Source organism: Nocardioides humi (assembly GCF_006494775.1).
Taxonomy (GTDB): Bacteria; Actinomycetota; Actinomycetes; order Propionibacteriales; family Nocardioidaceae; genus Nocardioides; species Nocardioides humi.
This window is the reverse complement of sequence record NZ_CP041146.1, coordinates 602,932-617,374: the sequence shown is the minus strand read 5'-3', so window position 1 is coordinate 617,374 and position 14,443 is coordinate 602,932. Positions and strand designations below refer to the sequence as shown.

Annotated in this window: 13 protein-coding genes; 6 read left to right on the top strand and 7 right to left on the bottom strand. The window is 74.4% G+C overall.

What is annotated here, in order from left to right; genetic code table 11:
* The first annotated feature begins 45 nt into the window (after nucleotides 1-45).
* The gene (locus tag FIV44_RS03015; RefSeq protein WP_141003202.1) at nucleotides 46-1,473 is read left to right on the top strand and encodes a 3' terminal RNA ribose 2'-O-methyltransferase Hen1; all 1,428 of its coding nucleotides are present in this window, start codon (nucleotides 46-48) and stop codon (nucleotides 1,471-1,473) included.
* Nucleotides 1,466-3,970, top strand: a complete 2,505-nt coding sequence (locus tag FIV44_RS03010) for a polynucleotide kinase-phosphatase (RefSeq protein WP_141003201.1) — start codon at nucleotides 1,466-1,468, stop codon at nucleotides 3,968-3,970. Before FIV44_RS03015 ends, FIV44_RS03010 begins: the two co-directional genes overlap by 8 nt.
* Nucleotides 3,971-3,979: 9 nt before the next feature.
* On the opposite strand, the gene FIV44_RS03005 is transcribed toward FIV44_RS03010, so the two are convergent.
* The 6 genes from FIV44_RS03005 to FIV44_RS02980 form a co-directional block, all read right to left on the bottom strand.
* The gene (locus FIV44_RS03005; RefSeq protein WP_181410952.1) at nucleotides 3,980-5,623 is read right to left on the bottom strand and encodes an amidohydrolase; all 1,644 of its coding nucleotides are present in this window, start codon (nucleotides 5,621-5,623) and stop codon (nucleotides 3,980-3,982) included.
* Nucleotides 5,624-5,652: 29 nt separating this feature from the next.
* Entirely contained in the window at nucleotides 5,653-7,236 is a 1,584-nt protein-coding gene (locus FIV44_RS03000; RefSeq protein ID WP_141003199.1) for a sulfatase family protein, read from the bottom strand.
* Nucleotides 7,233-8,018 (bottom strand): ABC transporter ATP-binding protein, encoded by a 786-nt coding sequence (locus FIV44_RS02995; RefSeq protein WP_181410951.1) that lies wholly within the window; start codon nucleotides 8,016-8,018, stop codon nucleotides 7,233-7,235. Before FIV44_RS02995 ends, FIV44_RS03000 begins: the two co-directional genes overlap by 4 nt.
* A 32-nt stretch (nucleotides 8,019-8,050) precedes the next feature.
* Nucleotides 8,051-8,824: an ABC transporter permease gene (locus tag FIV44_RS02990; protein ID WP_141003197.1), complete on the bottom strand. Its 774-nt coding sequence runs from the start codon at nucleotides 8,822-8,824 to the stop codon at nucleotides 8,051-8,053.
* Nucleotides 8,821-9,534 (bottom strand): ABC transporter permease, encoded by a 714-nt coding sequence (locus FIV44_RS02985; RefSeq protein WP_141003196.1) that lies wholly within the window; start codon nucleotides 9,532-9,534, stop codon nucleotides 8,821-8,823. Before FIV44_RS02985 ends, FIV44_RS02990 begins: the two co-directional genes overlap by 4 nt.
* An 88-nt stretch (nucleotides 9,535-9,622) precedes the next feature.
* Nucleotides 9,623-10,624 carry an ABC transporter substrate-binding protein gene (locus FIV44_RS02980; protein ID WP_141003195.1) on the bottom strand — a complete coding sequence of 334 codons (1,002 nt, stop codon included), beginning with the start codon at nucleotides 10,622-10,624 and terminating at the stop codon, nucleotides 9,623-9,625.
* Nucleotides 10,625-10,861: 237 nt separating this feature from the next.
* On the opposite strand from FIV44_RS02980, the gene FIV44_RS02975 reads away from it, so the two are divergent.
* Genes FIV44_RS02975 through FIV44_RS02965 form a run of 3 tightly spaced genes read left to right on the top strand, consistent with a single transcriptional unit; the run spans nucleotide 10,862 to nucleotide 12,431 of the window.
* Nucleotides 10,862-11,767, top strand: coding sequence for a LysR family transcriptional regulator (locus FIV44_RS02975; protein WP_141003194.1), 906 nt, complete (start codon nucleotides 10,862-10,864; stop codon nucleotides 11,765-11,767).
* Entirely contained in the window at nucleotides 11,764-12,126 is a 363-nt protein-coding gene (locus tag FIV44_RS02970; RefSeq protein ID WP_141003193.1) for a YidH family protein, read from the top strand. Before FIV44_RS02975 ends, FIV44_RS02970 begins: the two co-directional genes overlap by 4 nt.
* The gene (locus tag FIV44_RS02965; RefSeq protein WP_141003192.1) at nucleotides 12,123-12,431 is read left to right on the top strand and encodes a DUF202 domain-containing protein; all 309 of its coding nucleotides are present in this window, start codon (nucleotides 12,123-12,125) and stop codon (nucleotides 12,429-12,431) included. Before FIV44_RS02970 ends, FIV44_RS02965 begins: the two co-directional genes overlap by 4 nt.
* Nucleotides 12,432-12,487: 56 nt before the next feature.
* On the opposite strand, the gene FIV44_RS02960 is transcribed toward FIV44_RS02965, so the two are convergent.
* Nucleotides 12,488-13,453, bottom strand: coding sequence for a YeiH family protein (locus FIV44_RS02960; protein WP_219996257.1), 966 nt, complete (start codon nucleotides 13,451-13,453; stop codon nucleotides 12,488-12,490).
* A gap of 71 nt (nucleotides 13,454-13,524) precedes the next feature.
* Here FIV44_RS02960 and FIV44_RS02955 point away from each other — a divergent pair, with 71 nt between their 5' ends.
* Nucleotides 13,525-14,424: a LysR family transcriptional regulator gene (locus tag FIV44_RS02955; protein WP_141003190.1), complete on the top strand. Its 900-nt coding sequence runs from the start codon at nucleotides 13,525-13,527 to the stop codon at nucleotides 14,422-14,424.
* The last annotated feature ends 19 nt before the right edge of the window (nucleotides 14,425-14,443 follow it).

Sequence of the window (14,443 nt, the reverse complement as noted above, 5' to 3'; positions counted from 1 at the left end):
CCCGGCCCGGCGTAAATCCGTTGCGGTGCCGGGCAGGATGGCGACGTGCTGCTGACCATCTCGACGACCCACCGACCGGCGACGGACCTGGGCTACCTCCTGCACAAGCACCCCGACCGCGTCCAGGAGTTCCCGCAGTCCTTCGGGACCGCGACCGTGCTCTACCCGGAGGCGAGCGAGGAGCGGTGCACGGCGGCGCTCGTCCTCGAGGTCGACCCGGTGCGGCTGGCGCGGCGGCAGGGGCGCAAGGCGCCGGACTTCAGCCTGGCGCAGTACGTCAACGACCGCTCGTACGCCGCGTCCTCGCTGCTCGGTGTGGCGCTGGCGGACGTGTTCAGCACGGCGCGCTCCGGCACCTGCAAGGCCGACCAGGCGCTCGCGGACAGCGCGATCCCGTTGGAGATCCGGATCCCGGTGCTGCCCTGCCGGGGCGGCGCGGAGATCGCGCACCGGGTGTTCGGGCCGCTGGGCTGGGAGGTGAGCGCGGAGCCGATCGTGCTCGACGAGGCCTTCCCGGAGTGGGGCGACTCGCGGTACGTGCGGCTCACGCTGACCGGTGAGCTGCGGCTGGCCGACGCGCTGAGCCAGCTGCACGTGCTGCTGCCGGTGCTCGACGAGTCCAAGCACTACTGGCAGGGCCCGGACGAGGTCGACAAGCTGCTGCGCTCCGGCGGCGAGTGGCTGGCCGGCCACCCGGACCGGACCCTGATCACCCGGCGATATCTGGGCCGCAGGGGCGGGCTCACCCGGGTCGCGCTGGCGCGCCTCGCCGAGCTCGACGAGGCGGCGGAGGAGAGCCTGGAGCCGGCCGCGGAGGAGGAGGTGCTCCAGCCGGAGGAGCGGCGGGTGCCGCTCAACACCCAGCGCCATCGGGCGGTGCTGCAAGTCCTGGCCGAGCTCGAGGCGCGCACCGTGATCGACCTCGGCTGCGGGCCCGGCCAGCTCCTGGAGCGGCTGCTCAAGGAGCCCGGCCTGACGAAGGTCGCCGGGTGCGACGTGTCCGCCCGCTCCCTGCAGTACGCCGCCCGCCGGCTGCACGTCGACCGGATGAGCGAGCGGCAGGCCGAGCGGCTGGAGCTGTTCCAGGGGGCGCTCACCTACGAGGATCCCCGCTTCGCCGGGTACGACGCGGCGGTGCTGATGGAGGTCGTCGAGCACGTCGACCCGCCGCGCCTGGAGGCGTTGGAGCGGGTGGTGTTCGGCGCGGCACGGCCCGGAGCGGTCGTCGTGACCACGCCGAACCGGGAGTACAACGCGCTCTACGAGGGGCTGACCGGGATGCGCCACCCGGACCACCGCTTCGAGTGGGACCGCGCCGAGTTCGCCGCCTGGTGCGAGCGGGTCGCGACCACCCACGGGTACGTCGTCGAGCGGCGCGGCGTCGGCGAGCCGGACGAGACCCACGGAACGCCCACCCAGCTGGCGATCTTCACCCGGAACGAGGACAGGAAGGAGGCGAGGGCCGATGCCTGAGCTCGGCATCCCCACGATGGGCCTGGTCGTGCTGGTCGGTGTGTCCGGCAGCGGCAAGTCGACCTTCGCTCGCCAGCACTTCAAGCCGACCGAGGTGGTCTCCAGCGACTTCTGCCGCGGCCTGGTCGCCGACGACGAGAACGACCAGTCGGCGACTCCCGACGCCTTCGACGTCCTCCACTACATCGTCGGCACCCGCCTGCGCCGCGGCCTGCTGACGGTGGTCGACGCGACCAACGTCCAACAGACCGCGCGCGCCTCGCTGGTCCGGCTCGCGAAGAGCCACGACGTCATGGTCGACGCGATCGTGCTCGACGTACCCGAGCGGGTGGCGGTGGACCGCAACGCGGCCCGGCCCGACCGCGCCTTCGGCCGCCACGTCGTCACCCGCCAGCACCGCGACCTCAAGCGCTCGCTGGGCCGGCTGCGCAAGGAGGGCTTCCGCCGGGTCCACGTCCTGCGCGGCGTCGACGAGGTCGCCGCGGCCACGATCGTGCGCGAGCGCTCGTGGAACGACCGTCGTGACGTCACCGGTCCGTTCGACCTGATCGGCGACGTGCACGGCTGCGTGTCCGAGCTGCGCAGCCTGCTCACCGAGCTGGGCTGGAGACTGGAGTACGACGACGCCGGCGTCGCGGTCGGCGCCACCCACCCCGAGGGCCGGCAGGCCGTCTTCGTCGGCGACCTCGTCGACCGCGGCCCGGACACGCCCGGCGTGCTCCGCCTCGTCATGGGGATGGTCGCCGCCGGCACCGCGCTGTGCGTCTCGGGCAACCACGAGGCCAAGCTGGTGCGGGCGCTCAAGGGCGCCAACGTCAAGGTCTCGCACGGACTGGCCGAGTCGCTCGAGCAGCTGGCGGCGCAGCCGGACGACCTCCGCGCGCGAGCGCTGGCGTTCATGGACGGGCTGATCAGTCACTACGTCCTCGACGGCGGCCGGCTGGTGGTCGCGCACGCCGGGCTCAAGGAGGCCTACCACGGCCGCGCGTCGGGCCGGGTGCGCTCCTTCGCGCTCTACGGCGACACGACGGGGGAGACCGACGAGTACGGCCTGCCGGTGCGCTATCCGTGGGCGAAGGAGTACCGCGGCGAGGCGATGGTCGTCTACGGCCACACCCCGGTCCCCACCGCCGAGTGGGTCAACAACACCATCTGCCTCGACACCGGCGTCGTGTTCGGGGGCGCCCTCACCGCGCTGCGCTACCCGGAGCGGGAGATCGTGGCGGTCCCGGCCGAGCAGCAGTGGTACGAGCCGGCCCGCCCGCTCGCCCCGGCGACCGACGAGCGGGAGCCGTCGGTCCTTGCCATCGACGACGTGGCCGGGACCCGGTGGATCGAGTCGCCGCACGCGGGCAAGGTCAAGATCCCCGAGGAGAACGCCGCCGCCGCGCTGGAGGTGATGAGCCGGTTCGCGGTCGACCCGCGCTGGCTGGTCCACCTGCCGCCGACCATGTCGCCGGTCGCGACCTCCTCGCTCGACGGCTTCCTGGAGCACCCCGCCGAGGCCTTCGAGGAGTACGCCGGCTGGGGCGTCACCCACGTCGTGTGCGAGGAGAAGCACATGGGCTCACGCGCGATCGCGGTCCTGGCCCGGGACGCCGGGGTGGCGGAGCGCCGGTTCGGGGTCGCCGACGGCACGACCGGCGCCGTCTACACCCGCACCGGACGGCCCTTCTTCGCCGACACCGCCGAGCTGGTCGACCGGCTGCGCGCGGCCGCGGCGCCGCTGTTCGCCTCGCTCGACACCGACTGGCTGGCGCTGGACTGCGAGCTGCTGCCCTGGTCGGCCAAGGCGCTGGACCTGATCCGGAGCCAGTACGCCGCCGTGGGCGCCGCCGCGCGCGAGGTGCTGCCCGAGGCGGCGGCCGTGCTCGCGCAGGCCGGCGCACGGGGAGTCGACGTCGCCGCCCTGGCCGACCGGGTGGAGCGCCGGCGGGTCAACGCGGCCGCTTTCCGGGACGCGTACGCGTCGTACTGCCGGCCGACGGAGGGCCTCGACGGCGTGACCGTGGCGCCCTTCCAGGTGCTCGCCGCCGAGGGCCGGGCGCTCGCCCACACCGAGCCGCACCCCTGGCACCTCGCGGCGCTGGCGCGGATGGAGGGCGGCCTGGTCACGCCCACCCGGCACCGGCTCGTCGACCTCTCCTCGGCCGCCGAGCGCGAGGCCGCCATCCGGTGGTGGCTCGAGCTGACCGCCTCCGGCGGCGAGGGCATGGTCGTCAAGCCGGCCCACCTCGTCGAGGGGCGGGTGCAGCCGGGGCTGAAGGTGCGCGGGCGGGAGTACCTGCGGATCATCTACGGCCCCGACTACACCGACTCCCTCGACGTGCTGCGGCAGCGCCACCTCGGGAGGAAGCGGCAGCTGGCGCTGCGCGAGCACGGCCTGGGCCTCGACGCGCTCGACGCGTTCGTGGGGAACGAGCCGCTGTGGAAGGTGCACCAGGCGGTGTTCGCCGTGCTCGCGCTGGAGTCGGAGCCGGTCGACCCGCGCCTGTGAGAGCGCGGCTCACGCCTCGTGGACGACCTGCCCGCCCAGCACGGTCAGCACCGGCGTGACGGCGTGCAGGTCCTCGTCGGGCACCGCCATCAGGTCCTCGGCGACGACGCACAGGTCGGCGAGCCGGCCGGGCTCGACGGTGCCCTTGTCGTGCTCGGCGTGGTCCTGCCAGGCGGGGGCCGCGGTCCAGGCGCGGATCGCCTGCTCGCGGGTCAGCCGCTCGGCGGGGCCGCAGGGGCCGGTGCCGCCGCGGGGGACGCGGGTGACGAGCATCTGCAGGGCGAGACGCCAGTTCGGGTCGGTGATCGGGGCGTCGGAGGCGTCGCACACGACGACGCCGGCGTCGGCCATCGAGCGGGCGGGCATCATCCGGTGCCACTGGTCCTCGTCGATGACGCCGACCAGCCCGCCGGCGGCCTGCCACTTCACCAGCGCGTTGACGTTGGCGAGGATGCCGTGCTCGGCCATCGCGGCGACCGCGGTGGGCGAGGGCAGGTTGGCGTGGATCAGCACGTGTCGGGCGTCCGGCCAGGGATCCTCGGTCAGCGCGGCGACCAGCGCCTCGACCGCCGTGTCGCAGGCCCGGTCGCCGGTGGCGTGCACCTGCACCTGGAACCGGTGCTGGTGCAGCAGCCGGACCAGGGCGTGCAGGGCGGCGACCCGCTCGGCGTCGTCGGCGCCCTCCGTGACGAGGGCGCCGCAGGTGCCCTCGTGGTGGTAGGGCAGCGACATCCAGGCGGTGCCGAGCGCGGCGACGCCGTCGGCGATCAGCTTGCAGCCGCCGATCCGGAGCAGGTCGTCGCCGAGCCCGGTGGTCGAGCCGACGTACCTCATCGCCTCCTCCAGCACGGCCAACGGCGTCTGCACCGACGGCCAGGTCCAGTGCAGCAGCGTGGTCAGCCGGGCCGTGAGTCGGTCCCCGCGGCGCAGTGCGACGTAGTCGCGCAGCATCTCCGGCGTGACGATCGGGTCGGTGACGCTGGTGACGCCGCGCCGGTTGAGCTCGGCGAGGGCGTCGACCACGGCCTGCTGCCGCTCGGCGGCGGTCGGCTCGGGGAGGACGCCGTCGAGCAGCTGGCGTGCGGTCTCCTTGAGTACGCCGGTCGGCTCACCGGTCGCGGGATCGCGGACCACCTCCCCGCCGGACGGGTCCGCGGTGGCGGCGGTGATCCCGGCGCGCCGCAGTCCGACGCTGTTGAGCAGGCCGCCGTGGGCGCTGAAGTGCTCGAGGAACATCGGCCGGCCGCCGCACACGTCGTCGAACATCGCCGCGGTCGGGCCGAGCGGGTCGTCGCCGGACAGCACCCGCTCGTGCCAGCCGCGCCCGCGCACCCAGCCGCCGTCGGGCTGGGCGGCGGCATGGCGGCGTACCAGCTCGCGGGCCTCGGCCAGCGACCCCGCGGCGGACAGGTCCACGGCCGTGCGGGCCAGGCCCCACCACTGCAGGTGCAGGTGGGAGTCGTTGAGGCCGGGCAGCACGGTGCCGCCGGCCAGGTCGACCACGCGGGTGGCGGGCCCGGCCAGGTCGCGGATCGCGCGGTCGTCGCCGACCGCGAGGATCCGGTCGCCGCGGACCGCGACCGCGGAGTGCGTGGTGAAGCCGGCGTCGACGGCGAGGACGGTGCCGGAGTGGAGGATCAGGTCGGCGTGCACGGTGCTCCTGCTCGGTCGGTCGGGACGGGTCAGGCGGAGGCGGCCGGCCGGACGCCGGTGTCGCTGAGCCGGATCAGCTCGGCGGCGAGGTCGGCGGTCAGCCGGGCCTGCAGGGCCGCGCCGTCCACGGTGTCGGCGAGATTGGTCGTCTCACCGGCATCGTCGTCGAGCGCGTACAGCTCGCGCGCGTCGTGGCCGCCGTACACCGTGAGCCGGGCGTCCTCGGTCAGCAGCGTGCGGATGTGCACCGGCCCCGGCAGGCCCGGGAGGCCGAACGGCTGGTCCTCCTCGACCAGCAGCCGCGGCCGGACGGCGCCCGCCCGGCCCTCGACCAGCGGGCGGAGGCTGGTGCCCTGGATGCCGCGGTACGCCGGCACGCCGCCCAGGTCGAGCAGGGTCGGCGCGATGTCGGCGCTGCTGACGAGCGCGGTCGAGCGACCGGCCCCGCCGCCGGGGGCGCGGACGACGAGCGGGACCCGGGTGACGCCCTGGTAGTGCACGAAGTGCTTGAGCATCAGCCCGTGGTCGCCGAACAGGTCGCCGTGGTCGGCGGTGAAGACGACCGCCGTGTCGTCGGCGACGCCGAGCGCGTCGAGGCGGCCGAGGATCCGGCCGATGCTGTCGTCGAGCAGGGCGACCAGGCCGAGCTCGGCGGCCAGCGCGTGGCGGTACTGCTCCTCGGTGGGCGACCAGGTCATCGTCGGGTCGGCCGCCGGGCGGCCGCGGTCGGCGACGATCCGGCGGACGTGCTCGGGGGAGCGGTCGTGCCGGTCGAAGAAGGTCGCGGGCAGCTCGACCGCGGCCGGGTCCACCCGGTGCCAGTAGTCGCCCGGCGGCGCGAACGGGTGGTGCGGGTCGGGATAGGAGACGAACAGGCAGAACGGCGCGTCCGCCCCGGCCAGCTGTTCGAGCCGGTCCAGCGCCCGCTCGGTGACGTACGACGTCGGGTGCAGCTCGACCGGGACCTCCGATTGGTAGACCTGCTCCCAGCCGGGGTAGCCGACGAGCGCGTCGCCCAGGGTCCGCACCGTGTCCGGGTCGAGGCCGCGGGCCCGCGCCCAGTGGGCGTAGTGGCCGCCGGGGGCGTCGCCGTGCCCGATCACCAGGTCGACGGTGTCGAATCCGTAGTAGTCGGGCGGCAGGTCCAGGTGGGCCGGCCGGTGCCGGTCGAGGCTCTCCCAGGTGTCCCACTGCGCCGGCCGGCCGCGCTCGACCGCGTCGGCCAGCGCGGCGTCGACCAGCTCGGGCGCGTGCCGGGCCATGTCGGCGAGCTGGTCGTCCTCGTAGGGCCAGCCCATCGTCTGGAAGTGCAGCTTGCCGACCGCGGCGGTGCTCCAGCCGGAGCGCTGCATCGCGCGCATGAAGGTCTGCGCGTCCCAGTCGAGGGTCACGCCGTTGGTGCGGGTGCCGTGGGTGGAGGGCCACCGGCCGGTCGCGATGGTGGCCCGGTTGGGCATGCAGGTCGGGTTGGCGACGTACGCCTGCTCGAAGACGGTGCCGCTCGCGGCCAGCGCGTCGAGGTGCGGCGTCGGCACCCGGCCGCCGCCGAAGCCGAGGTGGTCGGCCCGGAGCTGGTCGGCGACCAGGACGACGACGCCGCGGACACCGCTCACGCGGACGCCTTGATCCGCGAGAAGACCCGGGCCCGGAGCTCGACGAAGCGCGGGTCCGACTTGGTCGCGATCTGGTCGCGCGGGAAGGGCAGCTCGACCGGGATGATCTCGTCCACGGTGCAGGGGCCCTTGGTCACCACGACGACCCGGTCGGAGAGGTAGACCGCCTCGTCGATGTCGTGGGTGACCAGCACGATGGTGATGCCGAAGTCCTCGCGCACCGTGAGCATCAGGTCCTCCAGGTCGGCGCGGGTCTGCGCGTCCACGGAGGCGAACGGCTCGTCCATCACGAGCACCTCCGGCCGGTAGGCCAGGGCGCGGGCGATCGCGACGCGCTGCTGCATGCCGCCGGAGAGCTGCCACGGATAGCTGGTGCGTACGTCGGACAGGCCCACCTCGCGCAGGGCGTCGGTGATCCGCTGCTCGCGCTCGGCCCTGCCCAGCCTGAGGTTGGCCAGCGGCAGCCGGACGTTCTTCTCGACGGTCAGCCACGGCATGAGGGAGCGGGTGTACTCCTGCAGCACCAGGGCCATCTGCCGCGGCGGGCCGTCGACGACCTCGCCGTCGAGGCGGACGGCGCCCGCGCTGGCCGGGTGCAGGCCCGTCAGGCACTTGAGCAGCGTGGTCTTGCCGGCCCCGGACGGGCCGACGATGCAGACGAACTCGCCGGCGAGGACGTCGAAGGTGAGGTCGGCGATGACCTCCTTGCGGGCCGGCCCGGCGCCGTACCCCTTGTGGAGGCCCTCGATGGAGAGCCGGACCTGGCGCTGCTGCTCGCTCATCGTCGGAGCTCCTGTCGGGAGGGTGGTCGTGATCATTCTTTGGCCGCCTTTCGGGCGCCGTCGTACCAGTGCAGGACACGGCTGCGGACGAGGAGGAAGAGGAGGTTGACGAGATAGCCCAGCAGGCCGAGCAGGACGATGCCGGACCACATGTCGGTCACCGCGAAGCTCTGCTGGGCGAGCAGGGTGAGGGCGCCGATGCCCTCGGTGGAGCCGAGCATCTCGCTGGCGATCATCACCACGAACGCGACCTGGAGGCTGACCTGCAGGCCCGCGAAGATCTGCGGCCCGGCCGAGGGGAGGAGCACCTGGGTGACCCGCTGCCGCCGGGTGAGCTGGTAGGCGCGGGAGATGTCGAGCAGCACCGGGTCGGCACTGCGGACGCCGTCCATGGTCGCGATGACCGTCGGGAACACCGCCGCGGTGGCGATGATCGAGATCTTCATGGTCGGGCCGAAGCCGAGCAGCAGGATGAAGATCGGCACCAGCGCGACGCCGGGCGTGGCGCGGACGAAGTGCATCAGCGGCTCGAGCGCCTCGCGCAGCAGGCGCACCCGGGCCAGCACCAGGCCCACGGCGACGCCGACGACGCTGGCGATGCCGAAGCCGATCGCCATATTGCGCAGGCTCGGGACCACGTCGCTCAGGAACTGGTCGAAGACCCACATCTCGCGGAGCCGGTCGAGGATGTCGCGCAGCGGCGGGAAGAAGGGCTCCGCGGCGCCCGCGGACCACGCCCACCAGCCGGCGAGCACGACGACGGGCAGCCACAGCTCGAGGGCCACCAGCCACAGCCGGCGCGTCATGCCGTCACCTCCGACCGCACCGAGGCGTGCCAGAAGAGCGCACGCCGCTCGAGGGCGGCGAGCAGGCCGTTGATCAGCACGCCGAGCACGCCGAAGGTCACCACCAGCGCGTAGATCGCGGCGTAGTCGCCGGTGGTCTGGGCCAGCACCAGGTCCTTGCCGAGCCCGGGCGCGCCGCCGATGATCTCGGACACCAGCGCGATGACCAGGGCGGCGCTGGCGCTGATCCGTACGCCGGTCGCGACGAACGGCAGCGCCGTCGGGGCGACCAGGGTGCGGACCCGCTGCCACCGGGTGAGCCGGAACGAGCGGGCGGTCTCGGCGGCGACCGGGTCGACGTCGTGGACGCCGTGGGCGGTCTGGGTGATCAGCGGGAACATGCCGCCGAAGGCCACCAGGAAGATGCCCATGTCGCCGGTCGGCCCGAGCACGAGCACCAGCAGCGGGAGGATCACGATCGGCGGGATCGGCTTGAGGAACTCCACGAGCACGCGGGTGCTGCGGTAGGCCAGGTCGGACTGGCCGACGAGCAGGCCCGCGCCCACGCCCAGCACCACGGAGATGGCCAGGCCGATCGCCGCGACCCGGAAGGTCTCGCCGAGGGAGACCCAGAACTCCGGGTCGGCGGCGAACTCGCGGAGCCGGCCGAGGATCGCCGGCACGCTCGCCAGGGGCTTGTCGTCGAGGGGCCGGTGACCGCCCACTGCCACAGCAGGGCGGTCACCGCGATGCTGGCCGCGCCGACGGCGTACCGCCGGACGGTGCCGGGTCGCAGGGTGGTCATGGCCGGCGCCTCCGTCAGCCGCCGAAGACGAGGGAGGCGGCGTCGATGTCCTTCTTCAGGTAGCCGAGCTCCTTCATCCGCTCGATCACCGACTGGACGTCCGCGGGGTCGACCGTCGCCGGGAACGACGGGACCGAGCCGGTCTGGACGACGGCGAGGTCGGTCTTGAGCACGGTCGCCGCCGCCTGCTGGGCCTCCTCGATGTGCGCGGCGGCGTACTCGTTGGTCCTCTCGACCGCGGCCTGGAAGGACTTCACCACCGCGGGCTCGGCCGTGGCGAGCGACGCCGAGGTCACCCACAGGCCGACGGCGCCGTCGTCGAAGAACTCCAGGCCGGGGGAGAGGACCAGCGTGCCGCCCGCCTGCTCGCCCTGCGCGATGAACGGCACGACCAGGCCGGCCGCGTCGATCCGCCCGGCCTGCAGGGAGCTCACCGCGCTCGGGAAGTCGAGCGTGATCCAGTCGATCTTGGCCGGGTCCCCGCCGTCGGCCTTCACCGCCGCGGCGATGGTGACCTCGAGCTGCGCGCCGCGGGCCGGGACGGAGACCGTCTTGCCCTCGAGGTCGGCGGCCCGCTCGATGCCGGAGCCCTTCGCGGCGACGACCCCGCTGTCGTCGTGCTGGAGGGCGAGCGACGGGTCGGCCTCGACGGAGGCCTTGGTGCCCTCGTCGTAGCCGTCGGCGGCGCCCACGATCTCGAGCTGGACGCCGTTGGCGATGGCGTTCACGAACGGGATGGAGGGCGTGTAGTTGAAGTCCACCTCGTCGCCGGCCACGGCCGCGATGCCGCTCGGCGGGTTGGCGACCTGCTGGAGCTCGATCCGCAGCCCCTCGTCCTCGAAGAAGCCCTGGTCGATGCCCAGCTGGAGCGCGCCGACCGAGTAGATCGGGGTGTAGGCGACCGTGACGACCTGGAGCCCGTCCTCGGTCGTGCGCTCGTCGCTGCCGCCGCAGCCGGCGAGGACGACGGCGAGCGATGCGGTGGCGGCGACGAGCCCTGTGCGCAGGGTCTTCATGGGTCCTCCAAGGGTGGGCGTGGGAAGCGGGTCGGTGTATCCGAGGTCACACCAGCGTGCTGCGCCGGGAGCGAGGGGTCCAATGGAAACTTCGTACCCGAATGATAGGGAATGCCTATGTGTCTCGGGGAGGTCTCCGCTGAGACGGATGATTGTCGGGGGTCGGGCCGACGTCTCGCGGCTGAGACCTGCGGATCCTGATAGCCATTGCCTATCTCAACGAGCTATCCTGGAAGCATGGAGCGTCGTCAGCTGGAGTACTTCGTGGCCGTGGTCGACCACGGCGGCTTCGGGCGGGCGTCGGAGGCCGTCCACGTCACCCAGCCGTCGCTGTCCCAGGCGATCGCCGCGCTGGAGAAGGACCTCGGCGTCACCCTGTTCCACCGCCTCGGGCGCAAGGTCAAGCTGACCGCCGCCGGCGAGGCTCTGCTCGCCCCGGCCCGCCAGGTGCTGCGCGACCACGCGGTCGCCCGGGCGGCGGTGGCGAAGGTTCGGGGCGGGTACGACGGCACGCTCGACATCGCCTCGACCCCCACCGTCGCGGCGCACCCGCTGACCGCCCTGCTCGGCCGGTTCAGCCAGCTCTATCCCGGGATCCGGGTCCGGATCACCGACTGCGACGTCCCCGGCGGCGCGGCGGCGATCGTCGGCGGTGGGCAGTGCGAGATCGGCGTGGTACGGCTGCCGTCCGCGACCGCCGGGCTGCAGGCGATCGCGCTCGGGCAGCAGGTGTTCTACCTCGTGCTGCCGCCCGACAGTCCCGACCCCGGACCCGGTCCGGTCGAGCTGTCCTTGCTCGGCGAGTTGCCGCTCGTCGTGACGCCGCCCGGCACCGCCTCCCGCAAGCGGCTCGACGACGCGCTCGCGATCGCCAACGTCGCCGAGCCGCGGATCGCGGTCGAGACCATCTACCGCGCGACGATCCCCAAGCTGGTCGCGGCCGGCGTGGGGGCCTCGCTGCTGCCGCGGCACATGGCCCAGGAGGCGGCCGGGCTCGGTGCCCGCGTCGTCGGGACCACGCCGACCGTCGCCCACGACATCGGCATCGTCCGCCGCGAGGGACCGCTGTCGCCCGCCGCCCGGGCCTTCGTCGACCTCGCCGTCGAGATGGCGCCCTTCGGTGCCGAGGGGGAGGAGCCGTGACCGCCCGGCGGCCGCGCAGTGTCTACGACGTCGGCGACGAGCCCGACCCCCGCTTCACCTTCGCCAACGAGCGCACCTTCCTGGCCTGGATCCGCACCGCCCTGGCCCTGATGGCGGCGGGCGTGGCCCTGGACTCGCTGGCCAGCGCCCTGCCCGAGACCCCGCGCCGCTGGCTGGCCGCAGCGCTGGTGCTCGCCGGCGTCGCGGGCTGCGTGCTCGCCTGGCTGCGGTGGACCGCCAACGAGCGCGCCCTGCGCGAGTCGCGTCCGCTGCCGGGACTGCCCGCCGCGCTGGTGCTGGCGGCTCTCGTGGCGTCGGGCGGACTCGCGCTCGTCGTACTGACGTTGGCCGTGCGATGAGCCGTGTCCCCGGCACCCAGGCCGAGCGGACCCGGCTGGCCTGGTCGCGCAGTGTCCTCGCCCTGCTCGGCCTCGCCCTCCTCGTCGCCCGGGTCCTCGTCGGCGTCGACCTCGTCACGGCCCTGCTCGTCCTGGGCGTGGCGCTCGCCGCGGGCGTCGCCGCGCTCGTCCTCGCGGCCCGCCGCCACCCGCGGGTGCGTGCGGTGAATGGGCTGCGCGGGGATCTCGACGGGCGCCTGCCCGCGCTGGTCGCGGTGCTGGCCGGAGTGGTCGGCGTGGGCTCGCTGGTGCTGGTCCTCGCGTAGCGGCGGCTTCCGGTCAGGGTCTGCTGCCCTCGGCATCGCCCACCACTCATGCGGACTCAGGTGACGAGGACCGCGCCGACGAGCCCGACGGCACCGACCCAGGCGGTGGCGGCCGCGGCGAGCACGAAGGGTGCGCGGCCGGCCGCACGCAGCCGGTCGAGGCGCACGCCGCAGCCGAGGGCGAACATGGCGGCGGCGAGGAGCAGGGTCTCGACCGCCGCGGCGCCGTCGAGGAGCCGGGCGGGCGGTGGGGTCCAGGTGCGGACCAGCACCAGCGCCACGAACCCGAGCACGAAGCCCGGCACCAGCGGGTGGCCGGTGGCCCCAGCGGCCCGGCGGCGCCAGGAGATCCAGGCGAGCACGGGGGCCAGGGTGAGCACCCGGCCGAGCTTGACCACGACGGCGACCGAGAGCGCGCTGCTCCCGACGATGCCACCGGCGGCGACCACCTGGGCGACCTCGTGCACGGAGGCGCCGGTCCACACGCCGGCCGTGGCCGGGGCGAGGCCGAGCACCGCGGCGGCGAGCGGGACCAGGCCGATCATCGCCGTACCGAAGACCACGACCAGGGCGACCGCCGAGGCGGTGTCCTGCTCCTCCGCCTCGACCACGCCGTCGACCGCGGCCACGGCGGCGGCACCGCAGATCGAGGAACCGCAGCCGATCAGCAGCCGCTGGTGCCAGGGCAGGCCGAGCAGCCGCCCGACGAGGAGGCTGACCGCGATGCCGGACACGACGACGACCACGACCAGCGCCAGCACCCCGGCGCCCAGGCCGCCGACCTGCCGCAGCGACAGCTGCAGGCCGAGGAGCACGACACCCGCGCGGAGCAGGGTGCGGGCGGTGAACGCGATGCCGGGCGCCAGGCGCGGGCCCGGGGGAGCGAGCGCCGCGACGACCATCCCGAGCGCGATCGCGACGAGCAGCGGGCTGGCGGCCGGCAGGGCCCGTCCGACGGCGAGCGCGAGGAGCGCGGGAGCCAGGCAGAAGGCGACCCCGGTACGGCGGTGGGCGACGGTCACGCCCTCCAGCCTCGGTCGCGGGGCGCGACGGCAGTAGCCGTCGATCCGGCATGAAGGCATATCCTGTGGATATGGAGGAGTGGCCGGAGACGGCAGCGCTCGAGCTGCTGGTGGCGGTGGCCGACCACGGCAGCGTCAGTGCCGGCGCCCGGTCGGTCGGGATGGCGCAGCCCAACGCGAGCCGGTCGCTGGCGCGCCTGGAGCGGGCCCTCGGCGTCGGGCTGCTCGTGCGTGCCACCACCGGCGCCCGCCTGACGCCGGCCGGTCTCCTCGTCGTCGACTGGGCGCGCGACGTGCTCGCCGCCAGCCGCACCCTCCTCGACGGTGCCGCGGCCCTCGCCACACCCGGCGGTGGCGAGCTGGCCGTGGCGGCGAGCCAGACCGTGGCCGAGCACCTCCTGCCCGCCTGGCTCGCCGGGCTCCGCGTCGCCCACGCGGGGCTGTCGGTGCGGGTCGAGGTGCGCAACACCGCCGAGGTGGTGGCCGACGTCCTCGGCGGCAGGTGCGACCTCGGCTTCGTCGAGGGGCCGCGCGCCCCGCGCGGGGTGCGGACCTCCGTGGTCGCCGCCGACGAGCTGGTCCTCGTCGTCGGCCCCGACCACCCGTGGACCCGTCGGCGCACGCGGGTGACGCCCGACGAGCTGGCCCGGACGCCGCTGCTCACCCGCGAGCCGGGCTCGGGCACCCGGGTCCGCCTCGACGACGAGCTGGTGGCTCGGACCGGCCACGCCGCCCCGACGCTGCAGGAGCTCGGCAGCAACGCCGCCGTACGCGTGGCGGTGCAGGCCGGCGCCGGACCCGCCGTGCTGAGCCGGCTGTCGGTCGCGGACGCCCTGGCCGCCGGCACCCTGCTCGAGGTGCCGCTCGACCTCGACCTCGGCCGTGAGCTCAGGGCCGTGTGGACCGGGCCCCGGCGGCTGACCGGCGTCGCCGCCGACCTGGTCGCCGTCGCCCGGGCCCAGGGGTCCTGAGCCCTCCCGGGGAACGGTC

Coding starts and splice junctions, on each gene's coding strand:
- FIV44_RS02990 (WP_141003197.1), bottom strand. CDS start 8,824: ATGACGCGCCGGCTGTGGCTGGTGGCCCTCGAGCTGTGGCTGCCCGTC.
- FIV44_RS02975 (WP_141003194.1), top strand. CDS start 10,862: ATGGAGCGTCGTCAGCTGGAGTACTTCGTGGCCGTGGTCGACCACGGC.
- FIV44_RS02995 (WP_181410951.1), bottom strand. CDS start 8,018: ATGAGCGAGCAGCAGCGCCAGGTCCGGCTCTCCATCGAGGGCCTCCAC.
- FIV44_RS02980 (WP_141003195.1), bottom strand. CDS start 10,624: ATGAAGACCCTGCGCACAGGGCTCGTCGCCGCCACCGCATCGCTCGCC.
- FIV44_RS02955 (WP_141003190.1), top strand. CDS start 13,525: ATGGAGGAGTGGCCGGAGACGGCAGCGCTCGAGCTGCTGGTGGCGGTG.
- FIV44_RS03010 (WP_141003201.1), top strand. CDS start 1,466: ATGCCTGAGCTCGGCATCCCCACGATGGGCCTGGTCGTGCTGGTCGGT.
- FIV44_RS02965 (WP_141003192.1), top strand. CDS start 12,123: ATGAGCCGTGTCCCCGGCACCCAGGCCGAGCGGACCCGGCTGGCCTGG.